The sequence below is a fragment of the Amycolatopsis sp. NBC_00345 genome (assembly GCF_036116635.1).
Classification (GTDB): domain Bacteria; phylum Actinomycetota; class Actinomycetes; order Mycobacteriales; family Pseudonocardiaceae; genus Amycolatopsis.
This window is the reverse complement of the sequence record NZ_CP107995.1, coordinates 5,547,158-5,570,016: the sequence shown is the minus strand read 5'-3', so window position 1 is coordinate 5,570,016 and position 22,859 is coordinate 5,547,158. Positions and strand designations below refer to the sequence as shown.

Sequence of the window (22,859 nt, the reverse complement as noted above, 5' to 3'; positions counted from 1 at the left end):
CGGACGCCCTAGACGAAAGAAGAACATGCCCTCCTTGCCCAAAGTCGGGATTGTCTACGCCCACGGCTCCGCCCGCCCCGCCGAGATCGTCCTCGCGGGCCGCCGTCTCTGCGAGCCGGTCTTCATCGTGAACGGACGTTCTCCCGGCATTCCGGGACATTTCTGTGACGTCACCGATCTGGAGCCGGACGCGGCAGCGCGCAAGATCATGGATCTCGGGGTGGAGGGCATCACCACGTTCAGCGATCCGCAGGTGATACGCACCGCCGAGATCGCCGCCGCCGGTGGTATGCCCTACCACTCGGTCGACACCGCGCGCGCCTGCCGGGACAAGTTCCTGCAGCGGAAGATCCTCGCCGACGCCGGAGTCGGAATCGTCAGGTCCCAGCTGGTGAACGATCCGGCGGACCTGCCGGAGGCGGTCGCGGAGGTCGGCTTGCCCGTGGTGGTCAAACCGCAGTACGGCATGGGCAGTATCGATACGGTGCGCCTCGACTCCGCGGCGGAGGTGCGCACCTGGGTGGACGAGCACGAGAACATGCCGCGCAACACCATCACGCAGGGGTACGTGGTGGAGGAACTGCTCGTGGGCGACCCCGCCATCGCCGGCCCGGAGTGGGGCGACTACGTGGGGATCGCGTCGGTCGTGGAGAACTCGGTGGTGCGCGACGTCTGTCTCATGGGCCGGTTTCCGCTGAGCCCGCCATTCCGGGAAGCGGGAATCTTCGTTCCGCCGACCGTCGGCTCCTCGGTCGAGCAGAGTTGTTTCGACCTGGCGGCGGCGGCTGTGCTCGCACTCGGTATCGAAAACTCGGTCACCGACGGCGAAATCAAGCTCACCGCGGACGGCCCGCGCATCATCGAGATCAATGGCCGTCCGGCCGGATACCTGTCGGAGATGTTGCGGGCCTGGAGCGGGTTCGACCCCACCCGCGCCGCGCTGAAGCTGGCGCTGGGCCAACCGGTCGGCGAGATCCCGCCCCTGCCGGACGGGGTGGTCTACAAGCGGTTCGTCCAGGTACCGCAGTACGCCACCAAGCTCGTTGCCGTCAACGAGCCGTCCGCGGCCGAGGCGATTGAGAGTGTCATCCGTTACGACGCCTACCGGGGCCCGGGTGACACTATCGATTGGCGCGAGGGAACGGGTAGCCATATCGGTGTCGTCTACGGCCAGGCAGCCGACCACGAGCGCGCCATGGCCGACACCGATGCCGCGATCGAGGCACTGGCAATCAGCTACGAGTGAGGCCGAAGAGGGGTTGTGCCCGTGTTGTGCGTCCCGATGACAATCGACGGCAGCGCCGTCGAATCCGATCAGAAGCTGGCGGTGACGAATCCGGCCGATGGTCAGGAATTCGCCTGGGCCCCTCGCTGTTCCGCCGCCACCCTCGCCGCCGCGGTCGAGGCGGCGAGGCGGAGTTTTCCGTTGTGGTCCGCGCTTTCGCTGGACGAGCGGGCCGAACTCCTGCACGCCTGCGGCAGGGCCGTCAGTGCGCATCAGGAGCAACTGGCCGAGCTGCTCACGCTGGAGCAGGGCAAGCCGCTGGCGGACGCGAGGGCCGAGGTCGCGCTCGCGGCGGAATGGTTCGCCGACACGGCCGCGCTCTCGTTGCCCGGCGAGGTGCTGATCGACGACGACACCAGCGCGGCGTCGATGCGCCGGGTGCCGATCGGGGTCGTCGCCGCCATCGCACCGTTCAATTTTCCGATCATCCTGTCGGTGTGCAAGATCGCGCCTGCCCTGCTGGCGGGTAACACCGTGGTGGTCAAGCCGGCACCCGCGACGCCGCTGTCCACCTTGCGCATGGTCCAGTTGCTGGCCGAGATCCTCCCGGCCGGGGTCCTCAACGCGATCTCGGGTGACGGCGCACTCGGTGCTGCCTTGGTCGAGTCGCCCGGCGTCGACCTGATCTCGTTCACCGGGTCGATCCCGGTGGGCTTGCGCATCGCCCGCTCCGCGGGGTCCCGGTTGCGCCGGGTCGTCCTCGAACTCGGCGGGAACGACCCGGCGATCGTCCTCCCCGACACCGACATTTCGCGGGTCGCGCCGGAACTCTTCGCCCGTAGCCTGATCAACAGCGGTCAGTTCTGCGCTGCTGTCAAACGAATCTATGTCAGTCGTCCCCAGGAGGAAGAACTGGTCGACGCGCTGGCGGAGCTGGCGGTTCGAGCGCGGGTCGGCGACGGCCGTGACCCCGTCACCCAGTACGGGCCCTTGATCGACACGGCACAGGCGCACCGGGTGGCCGGACTGGTCCACACCGCGTCGGCGGCGGGCGCTCGAGTGGTGTCGCGATCCGCGTGTCCGGAGGGTCCCGGCGCGTATCACGCCGTGACGGTGGTGAGTGATCTTCCGCAGGGCACGGAGCTCGAACTGACGGAGCAGTTCGGCCCGGTGATTCCGGTCCTGGCCTACGACGACCTCGCCGGCGCGGTATCCGCGGCCAACGGCACGGAGTTCGGCCTTGGCGCGTCCGTGTGGGGTGATCAAAGCCTGGCGTCGGAGACGGCCGGCCGGATCTCCGCAGGCACCGTGTGGCTCAACACCCATGGCGAGTTGCGGCACGCGGTGCCCTTCGGCGGAGTCCGCCACTCCGGGATCGGAGTGGAATACGGATATCACGGCCTGGTGGAATACACCCGGATCGCCGTCCGGCACGAGGCCCGGCGCTGCTTCGGAAAGGCGTGAACGGCGCCGCTCCTCGCCTACTTGCGGCCGCTGGCGAACAGCCACCGCCGGGGCACCGTCGTCAAACCGAGAGCCTCGAACGTGGTCCGCAGTCCCGCGCGCAGTGCCTCCGAGCCGAGCGCCATGTCGGCCAGGCCGGTCGCTCCCTCGATGAACACCGAGTAGCGCGACAGCGCGTCCCAGTCGTCGAACGAGCACTCGTAGGTGCGTTCCTCGACCCGTACGTCGCTGAACCCGGCGGCCTGGAACATCGCGACGTGCGCATCGGCGTCCAGCAGGCTCAACGCCACCGGTGCCGACGGGTTCGAGCCGAGTTCGACCCCGTTGGATTTCAGCCATTGGCGCGTGCTGTACAGCCAGTGCGCGTAGAAGACGCGGCTCTCGCGGGGTAAGGAGCCCTCGTAGAAGTGTGTGTTCAGGGCAAGGATGCCGGCTGGTGCCAGTACCCGGTGGCAACTGCCGATCACCGATGCGCGCTCGGCTTCGGGGATCTGGTGGATGACATTGCTCAACAGGACGACGCCGACCGGGTCGATCAGTCCCTCGACATCCTGTGCTCTCCCTTGGAGAAACGTCACCCGCTCATCCGCTATGCGTTCCCTGGCGATGGCCAGTTCATGCGGCGAGGGGTCGACGGCCACGACCTGACCGACCTCCGGTGACGTTTCGAGCAACAGCCGCGTCGCACTCCCGGAGCCACATCCGATGTCCGCCACCCGGCTGTGCGCACCGATCCCGCACATATCGATGAGCGCGCGCGTCACATCCCGGTTGACCGATCTCGTCGACATCGCGTCGAACTCGTATCCATGGACGAACGTCATCGCACCAATCCTTCTGCCGAATCGCAAGTAGCCGGAGGTGGGGGGAAACCTTCCGGCTACTTGACCTCAGTTCAGCGTGCGGCGGTCCGGCCGCACGATCGGACTCGCTAGCCCAGGCCACCGAACCTGCGGATCTGGGGCACGAGGCCCATCAGCGCCTCACGTTCCGGGGGAGTGGTGTCGGGGTGCCAGAGATCCACCAGCAGGCAGGTCCGCGGGCGGTCGCCGTTGTTCCACGACTCGTGCTCGAAGGAGTAGTCGAACAGGAGGCACTTGCCTTCCTCCCATTCCCGGGTTTCGTCGACGACACGAATGCCGCATTTCTCGGGGATGTCGACGGCGACGTGCAGGTTGATGGTGAAGTTCCAGAGGTCGGTGTGCGAGGGGACGCCGGTGCCGGGCAGCAGAGTGGAGAAATGAGCCTCGAGCAGCGGGCAGAACACGCCTTTGTCGATGGCGTCGTTCTTCAGGATCCCGTATGCCGTCGGCACGGTTTCGGACGACTTCTCCACCAGGGAGCCCTGGAAGAAGAGGTAAAGCGCCTGCCATTCCGGCTTGGTCATCAGAAAGTGTTCGTAGTTGGTGAATTCGTCCGACGCATCCCGCCACGCCTTTTCGAATTCCGCCTTGATCGCGGGGTGGCCGGCCTCGAACGCCTGGACCACGGGGGCGATCTCCGCGTGCTCGTACGGGTCGTGCCAGGCCCGCTGCGTCAGCCCCGGCATGATCATTTTGGCGTCCTTCTGCGCCGGCTGGCGCTCGTGGCCGCCCGTCTTCAGCATGTTCTCGACCCGCTCGACGGAGAATTCGCCGTAACGTTCCTTCACTGAATTGAAGATGGCATCGATTTTCTTCATCACAGTTCCCCTTTCCGTTGACCGCTGTCTTTCCGTTGACCACTGCCCGATTGTCGGAAGTTGGGAAGCCGTGGTTCGCCTCGGCCCCGTCGTGTCACGTCGAAGTCAAACATAATCCTGGATCTCCTCGCCGCAACATGGCAAAGCGGCCATGCCGTACCGTCTAGCTGTTCAGGCTAGGTAGATGGACCGCCCGGCGAGTCGTGCCGCGACCGTCTGTGACTGAACTATTCTTCGGGAGAGATGATCTCGCGCGCGCATCCCCGATACCTGAACGGATCTTCCTTGACCTCTCTGGAATCGGTGGCCGTGTACCTGCCGGCGAACCGGAAGCCGATCGCCGGGTACCTGATCGACCAGGGGATGAGTCACCGGCAGATCCGGGTCTACCAGCAGTACTACGGGTTTTCGGAGACCCGGTCGGACGACGTGCCGCTGGCCGGTCAGCTGGTCGCGGCGGCGGAGGCGTTGCCGGGCTTCTCCTCGTTGCGCGGCCGTATCCGGTATGTGGTGCAGGCCCGCACGATGCCGGTCACCACGCCGTATCCGCTCAATCCGCTGCACGAGGTCCGGAACCGGCTCGGGCTGCGGCACGCCCTCTCCCTCTGCCTGAACCAGCAGGCGTGCGCCTCCGCGCTGATGGCGGTCGAGGTCGCCGGCCGGATGCTCGCGGAGGACCACGATCCGGACGGTCTGGCTCTCGTTTTCGCCGGCGAGAAGACCTTCACCGCGGACGCCCGGATGCTCGGCATGACGGCAATGGTGGGCGAAGGCGCGGCCGCGATCCTGGTCGGTTCGGGCGGTCGCCGGGACCGGTTGCTCGGTTTCGCCACGCGGATTCTGGGAAGGTATCACCGTGCCACCCGGATGGCCGAGGAAGAGAACGAGGAATGGGGCGCCCGCTACTCGACCTTGTTCGGCGGCGTCATCAAGGCGGCCCTGGATCGTGCGAAAATGTCTCCCGGGGACGTCGACCTCATCCTGCCGCACAACGTCAACCAGCTGTCGTGGTTCAAGACGATGAAGACGCTGGGGATCAGGGACAAGAAGGTGCTGTACCTGGACAACCTCGCGAGCCTGGGACACTGCTTCGGCGCCGACTCGTTCATCAGCTACACCACCGCGACGGCAGCGGGGCGGCTGAAGCCGGGAGACCGCTACGTCATGACCGCGGTGGGTCTGGGCAGCACCGTGTCCGCCATGGTCTTCCAGCACTGAGGTTTTCCGGCGTCCGCGCCTACCGCGCGAGGTCGAGGTCCGGCCGGCCCAGCGGGCCGAATGCTTCGCTCAGCAGCCGGGCGACTTGTAGCGTCGTCCGATCCTCGAGGTAGGGCCCGGCGACGGCGATGCCGATCGGCAGGCCCCTGCTGTCCCGCTGGACGGGCACGACGGTGGTCGGCAGGCGCGCCAGCCCGGTCAGGCTGGTCCACGGCAACTGATCCCAGTAGGGCCGCTCGACTCCGTCGACGACGATGCGGCGCTCCGCGAACGGCCGGTCGTCGTGCCGGCCGACCAGCGCGGGTCCGACCGGGAGCAGGATCGCGTCGAAATCGGTGAAGAAGCTGTGCCAGCGGGCACGCAGCCGTTCCCGGCGCGCGTCGGCCGTCATCCACTCCGCGTAGCTCTGGGCGGCGAACTCGTCGCCCAGCCCGTCACCCGGCGGGCGGGTCCCGGCGGCGATGGCGGCCAGGTCGGCCGGGCGATGGTTCTTCAGCGCGACCGACGCCAGCAGCCGTCGCGCGACACTGTCGCTTTCGTCGAGCCGGATGCCGGTCGGGCGCCTCGGCTCGACCTGAACCCCGGCGCCGGCCAGCGCGGTGGCGGCCGTGGCGAGTGCGCCGCGAATTTCGGCGTCCACGTGGCAGTACGGATCGTCGTCCCAGATCGCGACCCGCCGGATCGTGCGGGCGGCGGGCAGTTCCACTCGCCAGGCGGGCCGGTCGTGGCGGCCGGGCCCGACGAGTACGTCCAGCAGGGTCTCCAGGTCGGCGACGTTCGCGGCCAGCGGTCCGGCAACGGCCAGGTCGGGCTCGATCGGCTGCAGCGGCGGGATGTGCCCACGCATGGGCACGATGCCGAAGGACGGCCGGTGCCCGAACACACCGCACGCCGCGGCCGGTATCCGGATGGACCCCGCGATGTCCGACCCGACGTCCGCGACGCTGAAGCCGGCGGCCACCGCGCCGGCGGAGCCGCCGGAGGATCCGCCGGTCGTGTAAGCCGGGTCCCAGGGGTTGGCCGCCGCCCCGAAGAGCGGATTGTCCGCCTGCACGTCGGCGCAGCCTGCGGCGAGGTTCGTCTTTCCGAAAACGACAGCACCGGCCCGGCGCAACGCCTGGACGACGTCCGCGTCGTGCGCCGGTGTGTGTCCCGCCAGCTCGGGCAGCCCGGCGGTGGTCCGCAGTCCTTCGGTGGCGAAGCTGTCCTTGACGGTCACGGGGATGCCGTGCATCGGACCGAGGGACTCGCCGCGAGCGGCGGCGTCGTCCGCCTCACGCGCCCAACGCGGGGCACGCTCGTCGATGGTGGTGACCAGCCGCAGGCCGTCGTTGTACCGGCCGATGCGGTCGAGGGACTGGTCCAGCAGCTCCCGCGCGGACAGCCGCCCGCTCGTCAGGCCGGCCACCAGTTCGGCGATGACCGGTGGTGGCCGCGTCATGCCGGCTGGAGGTGCTTCCGGGTCACGATCGCCAGCGCGTTCGGGCTGGCGTCGTCGAAGACGGCGAGCAGCAACGCCGAGCTCAGGCTCTCCTGGTCGCCGGTCCGCGCCCCGAACAGTTCGGTCAGCTTGGTCACGAGTTCGACCGCGCGCACCGAGTCGCCGCCGTGCAGGAAGAAATCCCGGTCCAGCTCCGGCGGTTCGCAGATGAGGACGTCACCGATGGCCCCGGCGATCAAGGTGGCGATGTCGGTATCGATATCGGAGGTGGTGTGCATCCGAAGTCCTCTCGTCGTAGGCGCACGGCTCTGGTGCCATTTTTCCGAACTGTCGCAGCTGTTCCTGTGCTTCATCGAGCGGACGAGAGCCCTACCGATGCAGCTATGCCTGGTTGTGGATGTTCTCCGCGGGCGCCGGGCCAATTACATTCCGGCTATGGGTGTTGAGGTGATCAATGGGGTCGGGCAGACCGCGTTGTGGACGGCGGCGTCCCGGGCCCGGGAGAGTGCACGCCCGGACCGGCTGTTCGAAGATCCTTACGCCGGGCTGCTGGCCGGTCCGGACGGCGCTCGCCTGCTACGGCATTTCCACCCGTCGCGCGCATCGGACGAGGGAAATCCCTTTCTGCCGATCCGCACACGATGGTTCGACGACGTGGTGGCGGAGGCGTTGCGGTCGGGAATACGACAGGTCGTCGGTCTGGGCGCCGGGCTCGACACCCGGGCGTACCGCCTGGACTGGCCCGACGGAACCGTGGTCTACGAAGTGGACCAGCCGACGGTCATCTCCTACAAGAAGCAGGTACTCGACCACGTCGCGAAGGCGCCGAGGTGCACGCTCCGGCAGGTGCTCGCCGATCTGGGCACCGCGTGGGACGACGGACTGGTCGAGCAGGGCTTCGACCGCTCCGCGCCGACCCTGTGGTTCACCGAGGGCGTGCTCTTCTACCTGCCGGAAGACCTGGCGGCCGACGTCATCCGCCGTGCTGCCGCGTTGTCGGCTCCCGGCAGCCGGATGGCCGCGGATCTGATCGGCACCGGCATCTTCCGGTTCCCCTATATGCGGACGTTCCTGGCGCGCCTGGAAGAGTCCGGCAGCCCCTGGCAGTTCGGCACGGACGATCCGGCCGGCTTTTTCGCCGCCAACGGCTGGCAGGCCGACGTGGTCACGGAGCCGGGACGGCCCGGCGCCGACTACTCCCGGTGGTCCTCGGCCGCCAACCCGCCGGGGGTCGCGATCCTGCCGCGCAGTTACCTCGTCCTCGGCCACTCCTGACTGATCGCCCGCAATGGAACGGGGATTCATGATCGACGATTTACGAAAAGGAATTTTGCTCGCCAGGGCGTCTTTGTCCAGTGTGGTCGCACGATCGTGGAGGAATTTTCCGTGGACGACGTTCAGCTGATTATCAGGAAATTTCTCGTGGATGATCTTTTCGTTGAGTTTCCGGAGCCGGAGATCGGCTCGGATGACCGGTTGCGCGCCGAGTTCGGCCTGGACTCGCTCGGTTTCGTCGAACTTCGCGTGTTGTGCGAGCAGCGTTTCGGTATCCATATCTCGGATGAGGACTTCAGCACGGAGAACTTCACCAGCATCAACTCGGTTGCCGACCTGGTGCAGAAACTGCGGGCGGCCCAGGGTGTCTGAGCCGGCACAGGTGTCCATCGCCGGGCGGTGGGCCGACCGCGAGTTGCAGCTGAATCACTACGGTCCCCGGCTGCCTTTCGGCAGCACCGGCGGAAGCGGCCTGGTCCAGCGGTTCGTGGAGCTGGAGGGCCCGGCGGCCGGTCACGAGTTCGACGTGCTGGACGCGAGCGGCGGCTACGCCAGCGCCTGTCTCGGTGCGGGTTCCCCGGTGATCGCCGACGCGCTCGCCGACGCGGTCCGCACCGCGGGTTACGCCACCGACGAGATCGCCTCCGCCGAGCGGGCCCGGCTGCTCAGCCGCCTGTTCGGCGGAGACGGGCTCTTCGCCCGTTCGTTCAGTGCCGGGGAATACCACGTCAGCGGTCGTAACTCCGGTTCCGAGGGCATCGAGCTGGCGCTGCGGCTGGCCGTGGAGACCCGGTTCGACCGGCGCCACCTCAGGCCCGTGCCCGGCCACGGCGAGCGCGACCTGATCCTGGCGTTCGAGGGCGCCTGGCACGGCTGGACCGCAGGCCTGGTGCCGCTGGTCAACCGCAGGCACTACCGGGTCGGGCTGCCGGATCAGAGCGGCGGCGGGCCGCACGGCGTCACGGTCCGCCACATCCCGTACGGCGACATCGCCTCGGCGCGGGACTTCTTCGCCGCCCACGGCGAACGGGTCCTGGCCGTCGTGGCCGAACCGGTGCAGGGCGACGCCGGCATCCTGGTCCCGCCGCCCGGCTACCTGCGCGAGCTCGCCGGGCTGTGCCGCGGGAACGGCGCGCTGCTGATCGCCGACGAGGTGCTCACCTTCGCCAAGACCGGCCGGTTCTTCGCGATGACCGACGACGAGGGGCCGATCCCGACGGACATCACGGTGATCGGCAAGAGCCTGGGCATGGGTGCGCTGTCCACTTCGATGGTGATCGCCCGCCGTGAGCTGAGCGTCCGGGAGACCGGTGCGGTCTCCACATCGGACCTGCGCCCGCTGACCTGTGCGGTGATCCGGGCCGGGCTCGAGCACCTGACCGAGACGAAACTGGTCGACCGGGCCGCGGACCTCGGTGGCGTCATCGCCGACGCGCTCAGCGACCTCGTCTCGGCGTTCCCGCAGCTGTATCAGGAATCCCGGGGCCTCGGCGTGATGCACGGCGTCGAGCTGACCGAAGCCGCCGCCCAGCGGGTCAGCGACCTGCGTGTCCAGCTGATCCGGCACGGCGTCTACGTGGAATTCATGTCCGGTGCGGGCCGCCGGTCCGGAGGCCTGCGTTACGTATTCCCGACGATGCGAGTCACGCTCCCGCTGATCGCGACCGAGGACGACGTCGCCGAACTGGCCCGACGGCTCGTCTCCGGTTCCCGCGAATTCGCCAGGACAGTGGCATGACAGCGCTCGTCCGGCTCGACCGGAGAATCGAGCACATCGACACCGATGCGGCCGGGGTCGTGCATTTCACCCGCTACCTGTCCTTATTGGAATCGGCTGTCCTGGAGAACCTGGACCGCCTGGGAATCGGGCTGGCGGCCCTCGCCGAAAACGGGACCAGCCTGGTAGTGGTCGAATCCCGGCTACGGCACCAGGCCAGCGCGCGGTTCCTCGACGACGTCGGCATCGACGTGTCCGTGAGCCATCTCGGCGCGGCCAGCCTGCGGATTTCCGGGACCGTCAGCGGACCGCACGGCCCGCTGGCGACCGGCACCCTCGCCTTCGGATTCGTCGACACGCAGGGAAGCCCCGCTGTCATCCCCGCCCGGATCGCGACCGTGCTGAAGGAGCTGCTCCGATGACTACGGCCAGTGCCACCGCGCCGGAAACCACCCGCACCGCGCGAACGATGGGCTTCACCGAGATCAAGAGCTGGTTGCGGCACCGCCACCCGATGCTTTACCTGGACCGGATCCTGGACTACGAGCCGGGTGACTTCCTGACCAGCCGGCTGTCCGTCTCCGGGGCCCAGGACGCGATCGCCGGGCACTTCCCGGAGCGGGCGATCTATCCCGCCAGCCACCTCACCCAGGCGTGGGCCCAGTCCGGCATCATCCTCTACCAGCTCAGCACGTCCAAGCTGGCGGACGACGAGATCACGCTGATCGGCTCCGTCCGTTCCCGGTTCACGAAGATCGTCGTGCCCGGCGACCAGGTGACGTTCACCGTGCGCAGCGAGAAGATCGTCGGCAATACGTTCTTCTTCGGCTCGACGGCCACGGTGGACGACACCGTGGTCGCGAAGTTCCGCGGCACCCTGATCCGGGTCAAGGCGGCCGACCTGGGCGACCCCCTGTGGTGACCACCGAGGTCTGGGTCACGGGGCTGGCCTGGACCACGGCACTGGGCGCCGGGCGGGACGCGGTGTGGCGGTCGCTGCTGGACGGCGCCACCGGAATCCGGCCGGTCGCCAGCGAGCACCGGCTGCGCAACAACCTGGCCGCGACCGTGCCGGGCCTGACGGCGCGGGACTCGGCCGACCGGCAGCATCGGCTCGCCCGGGACACCCTGGTCGCGGCGCTGGCCGACGCCGGCGTAACCCGGTCCGACCCTGGGCTGCACGCTGTCCTGGGCACCAGCTACGGCGCCCACCTGGACGACGCGACCGGGGTCCCGCTCGACGCGTGGTGCCACCGGATCGCCACGGAGCTCGGGCTGAGCCGGACCCCGCTGTCGGTCTCCACCGCGTGCTCGTCCGGGTCGGACAGCGTGCTCGTGGCCGCCGAACTGGTCCGCAACCGCGCCGCCGAGCTGGTCGTGTGCGGCGCCGCCGACGTGCTCACCACCGCCAAACGGCTCGGTCACTCGGTGCTGGGCACGATGTCGCCGACCATGCTGCGCTCGTTCGACGCCGACCGGGACGGCACCATCCTCGGCGAGGGAGCCGGATTCCTGGTCCTCGAGTCCGCCGCGTCGGCCCGCGCTCGGGGCCGCCGTCCGTACGGGCGGCTGCTCGGCGCCGGCTCGGCGAACGACGCGGCCGGGACAACCGCCCCGGACCCGTCCGGCGACACCGTGGTCCGCGCGGTCGAACGCGCACTGGCCGTGGCCGGGCGGGATGCCGCGGACGTGAGCACGGTCAACGCGCACGGCTCCGGCACTCAGGTCAACGACGACGTCGAGTCGCGCAGCCTGGCGCGGATCTTCGACGGCGCGGCGGCCCCCACGGTCTTCGCCACCAAGGGCGCACTGGGGCACAGCCTCGGCGCGACCGGCACGGTCGAGGCGATCGCCGTGCTGCTCGCCCTGCGGGACAGGAGAGTCCCGCCGGTGGCCGGGCTGCGGCAGGTGATGCCCGGTTTCCCGCTGCCGTTGCCCGCGTCGGGCCGGCCCGCGCCGATCGACACCGGGGTGGGCCTCAGCATCACCCTCGGCTTCGGCGGCTTCAACACTTGTCTCGCGTTCGAGGCTGTCGCATGAGCGCGCCGGTGGTGGCCGAGGGGAACGTCGACTGGAACGGCGTCGACTCGATCCGGGCCGCCGTGCCCGCCCGCTTCGCCGATCCAGTGGCTTGGCTGGTCGCCCGGTCCGTCGGCGCCGCACTCGCCGCCGCGCCGGCCGAAGCCACCGCGAATCCCGACGAGGTCGGCGTGATCCTGGTCAGCGCGCACTGCACGAGCGGCACCCTGGCCGCCGTCGCCGAGGCCACGAAATCCGGACGGCTGAGCCCGATGCGGTTCGCCGCGGCCAGTCCCGGCACCGCCGGCAGCATCAGCTGCATCGTGCACGGTTTCCGCGGCCCCAGCCTCACGCTCGCGACCGCGCCGGCGATCGGCCTGGCCGCCGCCCAGGTCGTCGCGCGAGGCTGGCTGACCGCCGGGGCCGCCCGGTACGTCGTGCTCAGCTCGCACACCGTGGACGAGGACGGCAGGCACGCCGTGCACAGCACGATCTTCGGGGCCCGCTGATGTGGCGCGCCGCCGCCGTCGAGGCGCTGCTCGCCCGCACGACGGACACCCTGAGCCCGGACGAAGCCCCGGAACTGGAGGCGTTCACCGCCGGTATCACCGCGGCGGACCTCCCGGCCGGCAGCCCGGTGCTGCTGGCACTGCCCAACGGCAAAGCGCTGCTCGTCATGTTCTTCGCGGTGCTGAACGCGGGGCTTGTCCCGGTCCCGGTGCCACCGGGCGCCACCGCCGGCCGGCTTCTCGGCACCGCGCACGCGTGCGGCGCCGCCGCCGTCATCGCCCCGCGCACGCACCGACTCGGTGACGGCCCCGTCTACCGGATCGGCTGCGTCGAGCTGATCCGGCTGCCCGGAACCCCGCGCCGGCACCCGGCCGGCAGCGTCATCATCACGACCTCGGGCACTTCCGGCATCGCCACCGGCTGCCTGCACGACATCGACCGCCTGCTGCGCAACGCCGCCCGGCACGCGGACGCCGTCGGCCAGCGCGCGGAGGACACCGTGCTGGTCACCCTGCCGATGTATTTCTCGTACGCATTGGTCGCGCAGTGCCTGGCGGCCCTCGTCCGCGGCTCCCGGCTGGTCATCTCCGGGCCGCCGTTCACCCCCCGGCACTACACGCGAATCCTCGCCAGGCACGACGTCACGCTCTCGTCGCTCACCCCGGCGCTGGTCCGTCGGCTGCTCGGCGAACGAACCGCGCTCCCGGCGGTGCTGCGCACCCTGACCGTCGGCGGTGACCAGCTCGGCGCGGAACTCGTCCCCCCGCTGCTGCAGGCGATCCCCGGCGGGGAGCTGTACCTGACCTACGGGCTCACCGAGGCCGGTCCCCGGGTGAGCACGCTCGCCGCGCACGCCGAACCGGCTCGGCGGCACGGATCGGCGGGCCTCCCGTTGCCCAGCGTGCGAACCGCGCTGCGCCCGGGCGGCATCGACGAAGGCAGCCAGGAGCTGGTGGTCTACACCGACACGCCGCTGCGGGGGCGAGTTCCGTCCGGTAGCCCGCTGTTACCGGACGGCGGGATCGCCACCGGCGACCTGTTCCACATCGACGACGACGGCTACCACTTCTTCCGCGGCCGGGTGGTGGACTCGGTCACCGTCAACGGCGAGAAGGTGTGGCTCCCGTCGATCCGCTCCGTCGCGGCGGGGCTCGACGGGGTGCGCCGCGCGGTCACCCGGGTGCACCGCGACGGTGCCGACACGCACTACGACCTCGAGGTCTACGTGGACTCCCCGGAACCGGGCCAGGACGTCATCTACCACCGGGAGCTGAGCCGGCACCTGCTGCGCAGCGAGCGGCCCCGCGCAGTCATCGTCGAGCCCTATTTGGAGGAGGGGTGGCACAAGTGACCTCGTCGCCGTCCTTGGCGCAACCGGGAATTCCGCGGCCGGACCAGGAGACCGACAGTCTGGAGCCGACTGTGCGAAACCAAGCGCGGCCCTCGCTCGGCCAGCGTCGCCTGTGGCTGTTGCGGCAGATGGACCCGGACAGCTACGCCTACCACATCCCGTTGGCGATGCGCTTCACCGGCGGGGTAAGGGAAACAGCGCTGCGCGTCGCACTGGCCGAGCTGGTCGCGCGGCACGAGGTCCTGCGCACGAGCTATCCGCCCGACGAGCACGGCGAGCCACTGCGCGTCGTCCACCCGGCGTTCCGAATCGACCTGCCGGTGATCGAGGTGGCCGCGGACGACGACTGGCATCGCGTCGCGAGGACGGTGTTGCACCAGCCGTTCGATCTCGCGGCCGGGCCACCCTTACGGGCCGCACTGCTGCGTTGCCCGGACGGGACGGCGGTGCTGGTTCTCAGCGCTCACCACATCGCGGTCGACGGTCAGTCGCTGCCGATCCTGGAACGCGATATCGCGACCCTGTACGCGGCCGCGGCCGAAGGAACGCCGGCGTCGCCACGACCGGCGGGACCGGACTTCGGCGACTACGTCGACGACGAGCGCCGGCGCTGCGCGGATCCGGCGATGGCGGCGAAGCTGGATCACTGGCGGTCGGCGCTGGCCGGATTTCAGCAGCTGGAACTGCCGACCGACCGCTCCCGGCCCGCCCGTCCCGGTGACGGTGCCGACACCGTGCCCTTCGAGGTGTCCACCGAAACGACCCGTGCCCTGCGCACCCTGTCCCTGCGCTGCCGCAGCGCGCCGTCTAGCGCGCTCGCGGCGGCGTTCCAGGCCGTCCTGGCGCACTGGACGGGCCAGCGGGACATCACCGTCGGAGCCGCGCTGGCCGGTCGCGGCGACCCCCGGTTCAACGACGTGGTCGGCTTCTTCGTCAATACCGTCGTGCTCCGGGCGAGGATCGGCGCGGCCGACGGCTTCCGCGACCTGCTGCGCCGGGTCAACGCCTCGATGGTGGCCGCGCACCAGTACCAGGACGTGCCGTTCGAGCACGTGGTCGCCGCGGTCGCACCAGGCCGGGATATGAGCCGTGGCGCGATCTTCGACGCGGTGTGCGTCCATCACGGGGACGAAACCGGGCTGCCGGCCGGGATCGTCACCCGGGAGGTGTTCGACGAGCGGACCACCGCGTTCGAGCTCAAGCTCGACACCAGGTTCGCCGGTGACCGGCTCACCGGCTGGCTGACCTACCGCACGGAGCTGTTCGACCGCGGCACGATCGTCGCGCTCGCCGCCCGCCTGGTCCGGCTGCTCGAACTGGCGGCCGAGACCCCGGACGCGCCCCTGTCGGCCTTGCCGCTCATCGGCGCGGCCGAGCGGGCCGGGATCCTGGCCCGGTCCACGGGCGATGCGCCGCGAGTCACGGGCACCACCCTGACCGCCGCCATCGCCGCGCAGGTCGCGCGGCAACCGGACGCACCCGCCGTCGTCTTCGGCGGCACCACGCTGACCTATCGCGAGCTCGACCGGCGGGCCAACCAGGTGGCGCGTGACCTGATCGACGCCGGGGCCGGCCGCGACCAGGTCGTCGCGATCCTGATGCAGCGCTCGGAACGGCTGGTCATCGCGTTCCTGGGCACCGTCAAGGCGGGCGCGGCCTGCTGCGCCCTCGCGGTGGGCGACCCGGCGGCCCGCCTCACCACCGTGCTCACCGAGGCCCGCGCTGCCGCGTTGCTGGTCGACGAGGAGTCACGCGAACACGAGGTGGCTTTGCGCGCCGGGGGACCACCGGTGATCAACGTGTCCAGCAGTGCCGACGCGGTCGCGGACGACCCGGGCGTCGTGGTCCGTCCCGGCCAGCTCGCCTACGTGATCTACACGTCGGGCTCCACCGGCACCCCGAAAGGGGTCGCCGTGACCCACGGCGCCGTCACCGAAATGGCGAGCGACACGTGCTGGGACGCGGCCGCGCACCGGCGGCTGCTGCTGCACACGCCGCAGACCTTCGACGTGATGCAGTACGAGATGTGGGTGCCGTTGACCCGTGGCGGCCGGATCGTCGTGGCACCACCGGGAATCCTCGACGTGGCCCAGCTCGACGCGCTGATCTCCAGTGGCGACCTCGACGTGATCTGGCTGACCTCGGGACTGTTCCGGGTGATGGCCGACGAACGGCCGAACTGTTTCGCGGGCGTGCGCGAGGTGTGGTCGGGTGGCGACGTGGTGCCCCCCGAGTCGGTGCGCCGGGTGCAGGACCACTGCCCGGACGTCACCGTGGTCAACGCCTACGGGCCGTCCGAGGCGACCATCTTCACGACCACCTACCGGGTGCGGCCGCCGGTCGACCGGAACACGCCGGTGCCGATCGGGTATCCGGTGAACGGGACCCGGTGCTATGTGCTCGGCCCCCAGCTCGAACTCGTGCCTGACGGCACGACGGGCGAGCTCTACATCGCGGGCAGCAGGCTGGCCCGTGGTTATCTCCACCGGCCGGACCTGACCGACGAGCGGTTCGGCACCGACCCCTACGGTCCGCCCGGCAGCCGGATGTACCGGTCCGGGGACCTCGTGCGCAGGCGCTCGGACGGCTGCCTGGAATTCATCGGCCGCACGGACGATCAGGTGAAGATCCGCGGGTTCCGCATCGAGATCGGCGAGATCGAGGCGGTGCTGGCGCGGCATCCGGCGGTCGCGCAGGTCGCGGTGGTGGTCCGGGAGGACGTGCCGGGCGATCGCCGGCTGGCCGGGTACCTGGTCGGTCACCGGGACACCGGCGTCGACCTGGCCGGGGTCCGTGCGTTCGCCGAGTCCCGGCTGCCCGGCTACATGGTGCCCGGTGACCTCGTCGTGCTCGACGCCATACCGCTGACCGCGAACCAGAAGGTCGATCGACGCGCGCTGCCCGCGCCCCGCCGCGTCGCCGAGGCGGGCCGGGCGGCGGGAACCGAGCTCGAACGCCGGCTGTGCGCCCTGTTCGCCGAGGTGCTCGGCGTACCCGAGGTCGGTCCGGAGGACGACTTCTTCCAGATCGGCGGTCATTCCCTGCTGGGTATCCGGCTGGTCAGCCGGATCCGGTCCGACGTCGGCATCGAGCTGAACATCCGGACGCTCTTCGAGGCCCCCACGGTCGCCGCGATCGCCCGGCTCGACGCGAACGACGACGTTCGCGATCCGCTTGAGGTCCTGCTGCCGTTACGCACCGGCGGCGACCGGCCGCCGCTGTTCTGCGTCCATCCGGCGGCGGGCGTCAGCTGGGTCTACTCGGGACTGCTGCGCCACCTGGGCACCGATCGTCCCGTCTACGGCCTGCAGGATCCGGCACTGGCCGGAACGGCGGACCCCGGCCGCACGATCGACTCGATCGCCACGGAGTTCGTCGCGCTGATCCGCTCGATCCAGCCGCACGGTCCCTACCACCTGCTCGGCTGGTCCTACGGCGGCCTGGTCGGTCACGCGATGGCCACCCTGCTGCAAAGCCAGGGTGAGGAGATCGCGCTGCTCGCCCTCGCCGACTCGTTCCCGTTGCTCGGTCACCCCTGGACCGCGTCGACGGAGCTGGAAACCTCCGAGCTGCTGGGCATGGTGCTGGATTCCCTTGGCCACGAACGGGAAACGGCCGATCTGGGCTACCCCGAGTTCGTCGAGACGCTGCGCGACGCCGATCCGGTGCTCGCCGAACTCGACCCGGAGGTCCTCCCCGAAATCGCGCACGTGTTCGGGCACAACATGGACCGCGCCCACCGTTTCCGGCCGGGAGTGTTCGACGGCGACCTGCTGCTGTTCGCCGCCACCAAGGACGCCGGCTTGGGCCGCGGCGCACGACCGGAGGACTGGGCGCCCTACCTGACCGGCACGATCGACGTCCGCCCGCTCCTGGCGAGCCATGGCGACCTGCTGAGCGGCCGGCCCCTGGAAGAGCTCGGATCGATGCTGCGGGCAGCACTGGCGATCGATCAAGCGCGGGCGGAACGCTCGACGGCCGGCTGAACCGGCGAACGCGCCCTGGGCCGGCGGAGGAGCACACGATGATCGATGTCCTGGTTGACCGCTGCTGCGGGAAACGCCGTGGCGCAGCCGAAACTTCACGGAGGAATCGCCATGCCCCAGCATCCGCCGGCTGAACCGGACTCGACGGCCGTGGCCGCGCCCGGCGGGATCGTCCCGCCCGGGCGGCCGCGGTGGAATCCGCAACGCGCCTCGGGCATGCCGTTCCGGCGTTACGCGCGGACCGAACCCCGGGTTCCCGCACTGGAAGCGCGCGAGTGGCCGCGCCGGTCGGCCACTCGCGCCCCGTCGTGGGCGTCGGTCGATCTGCGCGACGGCAACCAGGCGCTGAGCGCGCCCATGGATCCCCGTCGCAAGGCGCGGATGTTCGATCTGATGGTGCGCATGGGGTTCAAGGAGATCGAGGTCGGCTATCCATCCGCGAGCGATGCGGACTTCTCGTTCGTGCGGGAGCTGGTCGAGCGGGACCGGGTGCCCGACGACGTGACGATCTCCGTCTTCACCCCCGCCCGCCCCGACCTGATCGACCGCACCTTCGAAGCCATCGCGGGCGCGAGCCATGCCATGGTGCATCTTTGCCACGCGACCGCCTGCCTGTGGCGGGAAGAGGTCTACGGCATGACGAGGGCGGAAGTGCGCCGGATGGCGCTCGATTCCGCCGACCGCGTCTCCCGGCGTGCGGACGAAATGCCGGGCTCCCGGTTGCGGTTCGAGTATTCCCCGGAAACGTTCAACGTCACCGAGCTCGAATACGCGCTCGAAATCTCGAACGGGATCATCTCGCGCTGGGACGCGTCACCGGACCGTCCGGTGACACTGAACCTGCCGTCCACGGTCGAAACCGATTCCCCGAACGTCTTCGCGGACCAGATCGAGTGGATGCACCGCAATGTCGAACGGCGTGAGTCGGTGATCCTTTCGGTGCACCCGCACAACGATCGCGGCACCGCCGTGGCGGCGGCCGAGCTCGCCGGCCTCGCCGGGGCCGACCGGGTGGAGGGCACCCTTTTCGGCAACGGCGAGCGCACGGGGAACGTGTGCCTCGTGGTGCTGGCACTCAACTTGTTCGCCCAGGGCATCGACCCGCAGCTGGATCTGTCCGATTTGGACGAGATCCGCCGCACCGTCGAGTATGCGACCCGGATGGAGGTGCCCGCCCGGTACCCGTACGGCGGCGACCTCGTCTACACCGCTTTTTCCGGAACGCATCAGGACGCCATCGCCAAGGGGCTGGCCGCGATGGAGCGGCGGGCGCGGGAGACGGGGGTTTCGCCGGCTGATCTTCCCTGGGCCGTGCCGTACCTGCCGATCGATCCGAAGGACGTCGGCCGCACCTACGAATCGATCGTGCGGGTCAACAGCCAGTCCGGCAAGGGCGGGGTGGCGCACGTGCTCAAGCACGCCTACGGCTACGACCTCCCGCCCGGGTTGCGTGCCGACCTCGCCAAGCGGGTGCAGCGGGCCGCGGACGAACGCGGCACCGAGCTCACCTCGCGCGAGCTGCACACCCTGTTCGTCGAGGAGTACCTGGAGCGCGGCGACCTGCTCGTCAAGGAGGTCCGGATCGGCTCCGGGCAACGGGGGACGACCGTCGAGGCCGTGGTCGTGTTCGGGGATGGAGCGCAGGCGGAGCTCAGCGGTACCGGCGCGAACGCGGAAGAAGCGCTGGTGCGGGCGATCGCGGCTCCTGGGACGCGGCTGGCGGAGCTGACGCTGCAACCGGTGTCCGGCCGCACCGGCAAGGAGTTTGCCGCGTACGCGCGGGTCGAGAACGACGAGGCGACCGCGTACGGGGTGGGGCTCGAGGCCGACGAGCGCGGCGCGCGCCTCGCCGCGATCGTCTCGGCCGTCGGCCGGATCGGTCCCCTGGCGGCAGAAGGGAGCGACTGATGCGGACGTCGGACCGCGGGTGGCAGCTGACCCGTCTCACCGGGATCCGGACCATCATGAACGACATCGCCAGTGTGGACCTCACCGCCGGCGCGGCGGACGCCTGGATCAATCTCAGCCCCGGGAATCCTTCGCACATCGAAGAAGCCGTGCGGATGTGGCGGGAGCTGACCGCGGAGGCGCTGGACGACGGTTTCGTCGGCGCGAGCACCCGGTACGGACCATCACGCGGCACCGGGGCGCTTGTGCAGGCCGTGGCCGGCTACTTCGCGGACGCGTACGGCTGGGACATCGGGCCCGGCAACGTCGTGGTGGGACCGGGCAGCCAGTTGCTGGCCTTCGCCGCCACCACGCTGTACACCGGCCAGGGCGCGGGAGGCTTCCGCCGGCTCGCGCTGCCCCGCCTACCGGATTACGCGGGATACCAGGGGCTGGCACAGGATCACGGCGGTGTCGTGGGCGTCGACGCGATCCTGGAGCCCAAGGGCGAGCGCGACTTCGAGTACCGGGTCGACCTGGCCGCGGTCGGCCGGCTCGAGGACGTGGGGATGTTCCTGCTGTCGAACCCCGCGAATCCCACGGGTGGGTGCGTCACCGGGTTCGAGCTGGGCGAGCTTGCCGCGACCGCCGCACGGCACGACGCGGTGCTGGTGGTCGACAACGCCTACGGGCGGCCGTTCCCGAACATCGCGCCCGTGCCGTATCCGCCACTGTGGCACCCGCACGTGCTGAACTTGTTCACCTTCTCGAAGGCCGGGCTCCCCGGCGAGCGGATCGCGTTCGCCGTCGGCCCGGAGCACCTGGTCGAGCCGATCGTCGGGTTCCTCGCCAACACGGCCCTGCACGCGCCGCAGCTGATGCAGCACGCCGCCGCCCGCGCGTTGGCGACGCGCCGGATCGACGAGCTCGTCACGACGGCGATCATGCCGCACTACCGGGCGAAACGCCTGGTGATCGACAAGCTCCTCGCCGAGGCGATGCCCGGCGGGCTCGCCTGGCGCCGGCACGCCGGCACCAGCGGGATGTTCTCGTGGCTGGCCGTGGACGAGGACTGGTTCGACGACCTGGCCCTCTACGAGGCCCTCAAGGAACGCGGCGTCTTCATCGTCCCGGGGCGGCATTTCTTCCTGCCCTCGGACAATCCGCGGCGCACCCGGTGCTTCCGGCTCAGCCTGAGCGCCGGCGAATCGGACCTGGGCGAGGGGGTCGGGCGAATGGCGGCGGCACTGCGGGAGCTGGGGTCACACCAGCCTTTCGTTCAGCGCGGTGACCACGGCGGCCGTGCGGTTGGGGGCGTCCAGCTTCAGGAGCACGGTGCCGACAAGACGCTTGACTCCGTGCGTGGTGATGTTCAGTGACTTCGCGATCTGCTTGTTGCTGAGCCCCTGCACGAGCAGGCTCAACGTCTCCTTCTCCCGCGCGGTCAGGGCTACCGACTGTCCCGACGACCGATACTGACGCCCCCGGTTGATCGCCAGCAGTTCGCGTGTCAGCTGGGTGGGCATCGGTATCTCTCCGGCCACCACCTTGAACAAGGTTTCTTCCAGATTCTCCACCGAGGCCCCGGCGAGGGAGATGACGCCGTCGCACGGCAGGTCGGAGTTCTGCGAGAGGTCCTTGCTCCGTACATCGTCGCCGACCAGGAGGACAAATGGGCGAGGGTGTGCGGTGGAAAGCTGCTCGTGGAGCCTCGGCCATTCCGGGAATGTGGTGAGGATGAACCTCTCGGTCGATCCGGTGAGCTCCATCGAAAGCACTTCCGCGAGCGCGTCGGGTAGCACCGTCGCGGTCTCGATCTGGCTGATCATCGCCTCCAGTCCCCGTCGGACCACCTCATTTTCGATAAACAGCAAAATTTCGACGCGAGTAACTTGCGGGCGCGCGAGTTCGAATTTTTCTGGCGCTCGATCCACGGTCACTAAGAGGCCCTCGCCTTCATTGTGTGTTGGTTTCCGCCTGGTGAAGCGAGCGCGGCACAGTCGCCTTTGACCGTTCCGATCGGCCGCCTGTATGACCTCGCTATGAGACTAGCGGGCGCCATGAGGGTTGAGTTGATGAAAATTGCCAGATGTTTGAGCATCTTGCGATGGGGGAGTCGCTGTGGGAAATTTTCGGGCTTGACGTTGACAACGGCAATGACGATAAGGTATTCGTATGCCTGGGAAATCGTCCGGAATCCGGGATTCGCGGTTCCGCCCGGACTACCCGTGAACGCGAGTCACGACCGGACCGGGTGCCGGGCCCGGTACTCGGACGGAGTGACGCCGACGTGCCGTCGAAACGCGCGAGAGAACCCGGCCGCACTGGAGAACCCGCATTGGCGGCCGACGTAGGCGATCGTGTCGCCGGTGGCCGCGTCGAACCAGCGCTGCGCGGTGCCGACCCGGACCGCGGTCAGGTAGTGGTGCGGCGTGTCGCCCTGGATCTCCGTGAACAGCCGCGTGAAGTGGAAGCGGCTGTAGCCGGTGAGCCCGGCGAGCACGTCGAGGCTGATCGGTTCGGTCAGGTGCTCATGCATGTACTGCAGGGCGGGCGTCAGCCGCTCCTCCGCCGGCCCACCGGTTCGGGTACGGATGCGCGGAGAGTCCATCACGGAGTCCTTGAGGATTTCGAGCAGGTACCGCAGTGTGGGCTCACGGTCGTCGGACTCGAGCACGGATTCGGTCAGGCCCAGCAGCACTCGCAACAAGCTGGTGACGGCGACGTCACGCCACGGCCACCAGGGCAGCGGCGCCCCCGGCCGGGCCGCGGGGCCGAGCCAGGAATCCGACGGCCTGGTGCAGGCGAACTCGGCACCGTGCCGTGAAAGGGCGAGGTACTCCACCTCGGTGGCGGACTGGGACGAGGTCCAGAAGACATCTCCTTCCGAGGCCAGGAAACCCGCGTCCCGCGGATGGAATCTCGCGACCCCGGACAACATCGTGACCATGCTCGGCGCGTCTTGGACGAGAACCGCGGAGGAGCGTTCGCCCGCCCGCACGACCACGCGGTGGATGTGCACGTCGTCCCGCATTGATTCCTCCCGAGTTCGCCGGCGAGGGTGATCGCATGACCAGCGCGGCAC

At 69.5% G+C, this 22,859-nt stretch carries 20 protein-coding genes; 14 read left to right on the top strand and 6 right to left on the bottom strand.

All coding sequences use genetic code 11. The annotated features are described in order from the left end of the window. Positions 1-34: 34 nt before the first annotated feature. Both OG943_RS24785 and OG943_RS24780 read left to right on the top strand, forming a co-directional pair. Entirely contained in the window at positions 35-1,246 is a 1,212-nt protein-coding gene (locus OG943_RS24785) for a hypothetical protein (protein ID WP_328603300.1), read from the top strand. A 36-nt stretch (positions 1,247-1,282) separates the two neighbouring features. Then, on the top strand, positions 1,283-2,689 hold the full coding sequence (locus OG943_RS24780; protein ID WP_328603299.1) for an aldehyde dehydrogenase family protein: 1,407 nt from the start codon (positions 1,283-1,285) through the stop codon (positions 2,687-2,689). A 17-nt stretch (positions 2,690-2,706) separates the two neighbouring features. Here OG943_RS24780 and OG943_RS24775 read toward each other — a convergent pair whose 3' ends face one another. Both OG943_RS24775 and OG943_RS24770 read right to left on the bottom strand, forming a co-directional pair. Then, positions 2,707-3,513 (bottom strand): methyltransferase domain-containing protein, encoded by an 807-nt coding sequence (locus OG943_RS24775; protein ID WP_328603298.1) that lies wholly within the window; start codon positions 3,511-3,513, stop codon positions 2,707-2,709. Positions 3,514-3,620: 107 nt separating this feature from the next. Beyond that, positions 3,621-4,370: an aspartyl/asparaginyl beta-hydroxylase domain-containing protein gene (locus OG943_RS24770; protein ID WP_328603297.1), complete on the bottom strand. Its 750-nt coding sequence runs from the start codon at positions 4,368-4,370 to the stop codon at positions 3,621-3,623. 285 nt (positions 4,371-4,655) lie between these two features. On the opposite strand from OG943_RS24770, the gene OG943_RS24765 reads away from it, so the two are divergent. Continuing rightward, positions 4,656-5,588, top strand: a complete 933-nt coding sequence (locus tag OG943_RS24765) for a 3-oxoacyl-[acyl-carrier-protein] synthase III C-terminal domain-containing protein (protein WP_328603296.1) — start codon at positions 4,656-4,658, stop codon at positions 5,586-5,588. Between the two features lie 19 nt (positions 5,589-5,607). Here the strand turns inward: OG943_RS24765 and OG943_RS24760 are convergent, their stop codons facing one another. Then, positions 5,608-7,029, bottom strand: coding sequence for an amidase family protein (locus OG943_RS24760; protein WP_328603295.1), 1,422 nt, complete (start codon positions 7,027-7,029; stop codon positions 5,608-5,610). After that, positions 7,026-7,307: a phosphopantetheine-binding protein gene (locus tag OG943_RS24755; protein WP_328603294.1), complete on the bottom strand. Its 282-nt coding sequence runs from the start codon at positions 7,305-7,307 to the stop codon at positions 7,026-7,028. The genes OG943_RS24760 and OG943_RS24755 overlap by 4 nt, the downstream gene beginning before the upstream one ends. A gap of 157 nt (positions 7,308-7,464) precedes the next feature. On the opposite strand from OG943_RS24755, the gene OG943_RS24750 reads away from it, so the two are divergent. From OG943_RS24750 to OG943_RS24700, 11 genes are all read left to right on the top strand, one after another. Next, positions 7,465-8,304 carry an SAM-dependent methyltransferase gene (locus OG943_RS24750; RefSeq protein ID WP_328603293.1) on the top strand — a complete coding sequence of 280 codons (840 nt, stop codon included), beginning with the start codon at positions 7,465-7,467 and terminating at the stop codon, positions 8,302-8,304. A gap of 111 nt (positions 8,305-8,415) precedes the next feature. Further along, positions 8,416-8,676 (top strand): acyl carrier protein, encoded by a 261-nt coding sequence (locus tag OG943_RS24745; RefSeq protein ID WP_328603292.1) that lies wholly within the window; start codon positions 8,416-8,418, stop codon positions 8,674-8,676. Then, the gene (locus tag OG943_RS24740) at positions 8,669-10,042 is read left to right on the top strand and encodes an aminotransferase class III-fold pyridoxal phosphate-dependent enzyme (protein ID WP_328603291.1); all 1,374 of its coding nucleotides are present in this window, start codon (positions 8,669-8,671) and stop codon (positions 10,040-10,042) included. Before OG943_RS24745 ends, OG943_RS24740 begins: the two co-directional genes overlap by 8 nt. Further along, positions 10,039-10,443 (top strand): acyl-CoA thioesterase, encoded by a 405-nt coding sequence (locus tag OG943_RS24735; RefSeq protein ID WP_328603290.1) that lies wholly within the window; start codon positions 10,039-10,041, stop codon positions 10,441-10,443. The genes OG943_RS24740 and OG943_RS24735 overlap by 4 nt, the downstream gene beginning before the upstream one ends. After that, a complete protein-coding gene (locus OG943_RS24730) occupies positions 10,440-10,943 on the top strand; it encodes a 3-hydroxyacyl-ACP dehydratase FabZ family protein (protein WP_328603289.1) in 504 nt (167 codons plus the stop codon). The genes OG943_RS24735 and OG943_RS24730 overlap by 4 nt, the downstream gene beginning before the upstream one ends. Next, the gene (locus OG943_RS24725; RefSeq protein WP_328603288.1) at positions 10,940-12,061 is read left to right on the top strand and encodes a beta-ketoacyl synthase N-terminal-like domain-containing protein; all 1,122 of its coding nucleotides are present in this window, start codon (positions 10,940-10,942) and stop codon (positions 12,059-12,061) included. The genes OG943_RS24730 and OG943_RS24725 overlap by 4 nt, the downstream gene beginning before the upstream one ends. Beyond that, positions 12,058-12,549 (top strand): beta-ketoacyl synthase N-terminal-like domain-containing protein, encoded by a 492-nt coding sequence (locus OG943_RS24720; RefSeq protein ID WP_328603287.1) that lies wholly within the window; start codon positions 12,058-12,060, stop codon positions 12,547-12,549. The genes OG943_RS24725 and OG943_RS24720 overlap by 4 nt, the downstream gene beginning before the upstream one ends. Then, positions 12,549-13,901: a class I adenylate-forming enzyme family protein gene (locus OG943_RS24715; protein WP_328603286.1), complete on the top strand. Its 1,353-nt coding sequence runs from the start codon at positions 12,549-12,551 to the stop codon at positions 13,899-13,901. The genes OG943_RS24720 and OG943_RS24715 overlap by 1 nt, the downstream gene beginning before the upstream one ends. A gap of 71 nt (positions 13,902-13,972) precedes the next feature. After that, positions 13,973-17,887 carry a non-ribosomal peptide synthetase gene (locus OG943_RS24710; RefSeq protein ID WP_328603285.1) on the top strand — a complete coding sequence of 1,305 codons (3,915 nt, stop codon included), beginning with the start codon at positions 13,973-13,975 and terminating at the stop codon, positions 17,885-17,887. Between the two features lie 111 nt (positions 17,888-17,998). Continuing rightward, positions 17,999-19,795 (top strand): 2-isopropylmalate synthase, encoded by a 1,797-nt coding sequence (locus OG943_RS24705; RefSeq protein ID WP_328603284.1) that lies wholly within the window; start codon positions 17,999-18,001, stop codon positions 19,793-19,795. Continuing rightward, positions 19,795-21,153: an aminotransferase class I/II-fold pyridoxal phosphate-dependent enzyme gene (locus tag OG943_RS24700; protein WP_328603283.1), complete on the top strand. Its 1,359-nt coding sequence runs from the start codon at positions 19,795-19,797 to the stop codon at positions 21,151-21,153. Before OG943_RS24705 ends, OG943_RS24700 begins: the two co-directional genes overlap by 1 nt. On the opposite strand, the gene OG943_RS24695 is transcribed toward OG943_RS24700, so the two are convergent. Beyond that, positions 21,037-21,714 (bottom strand): LuxR C-terminal-related transcriptional regulator, encoded by a 678-nt coding sequence (locus tag OG943_RS24695; RefSeq protein ID WP_328603282.1) that lies wholly within the window; start codon positions 21,712-21,714, stop codon positions 21,037-21,039. The genes OG943_RS24700 and OG943_RS24695 overlap by 117 nt on opposite strands. 299 nt (positions 21,715-22,013) lie before the next feature. Beyond that, positions 22,014-22,808 (bottom strand): AraC family transcriptional regulator, encoded by a 795-nt coding sequence (locus tag OG943_RS24690; protein WP_328603281.1) that lies wholly within the window; start codon positions 22,806-22,808, stop codon positions 22,014-22,016. Between the last annotated feature and the right edge of the window lie 51 nt (positions 22,809-22,859).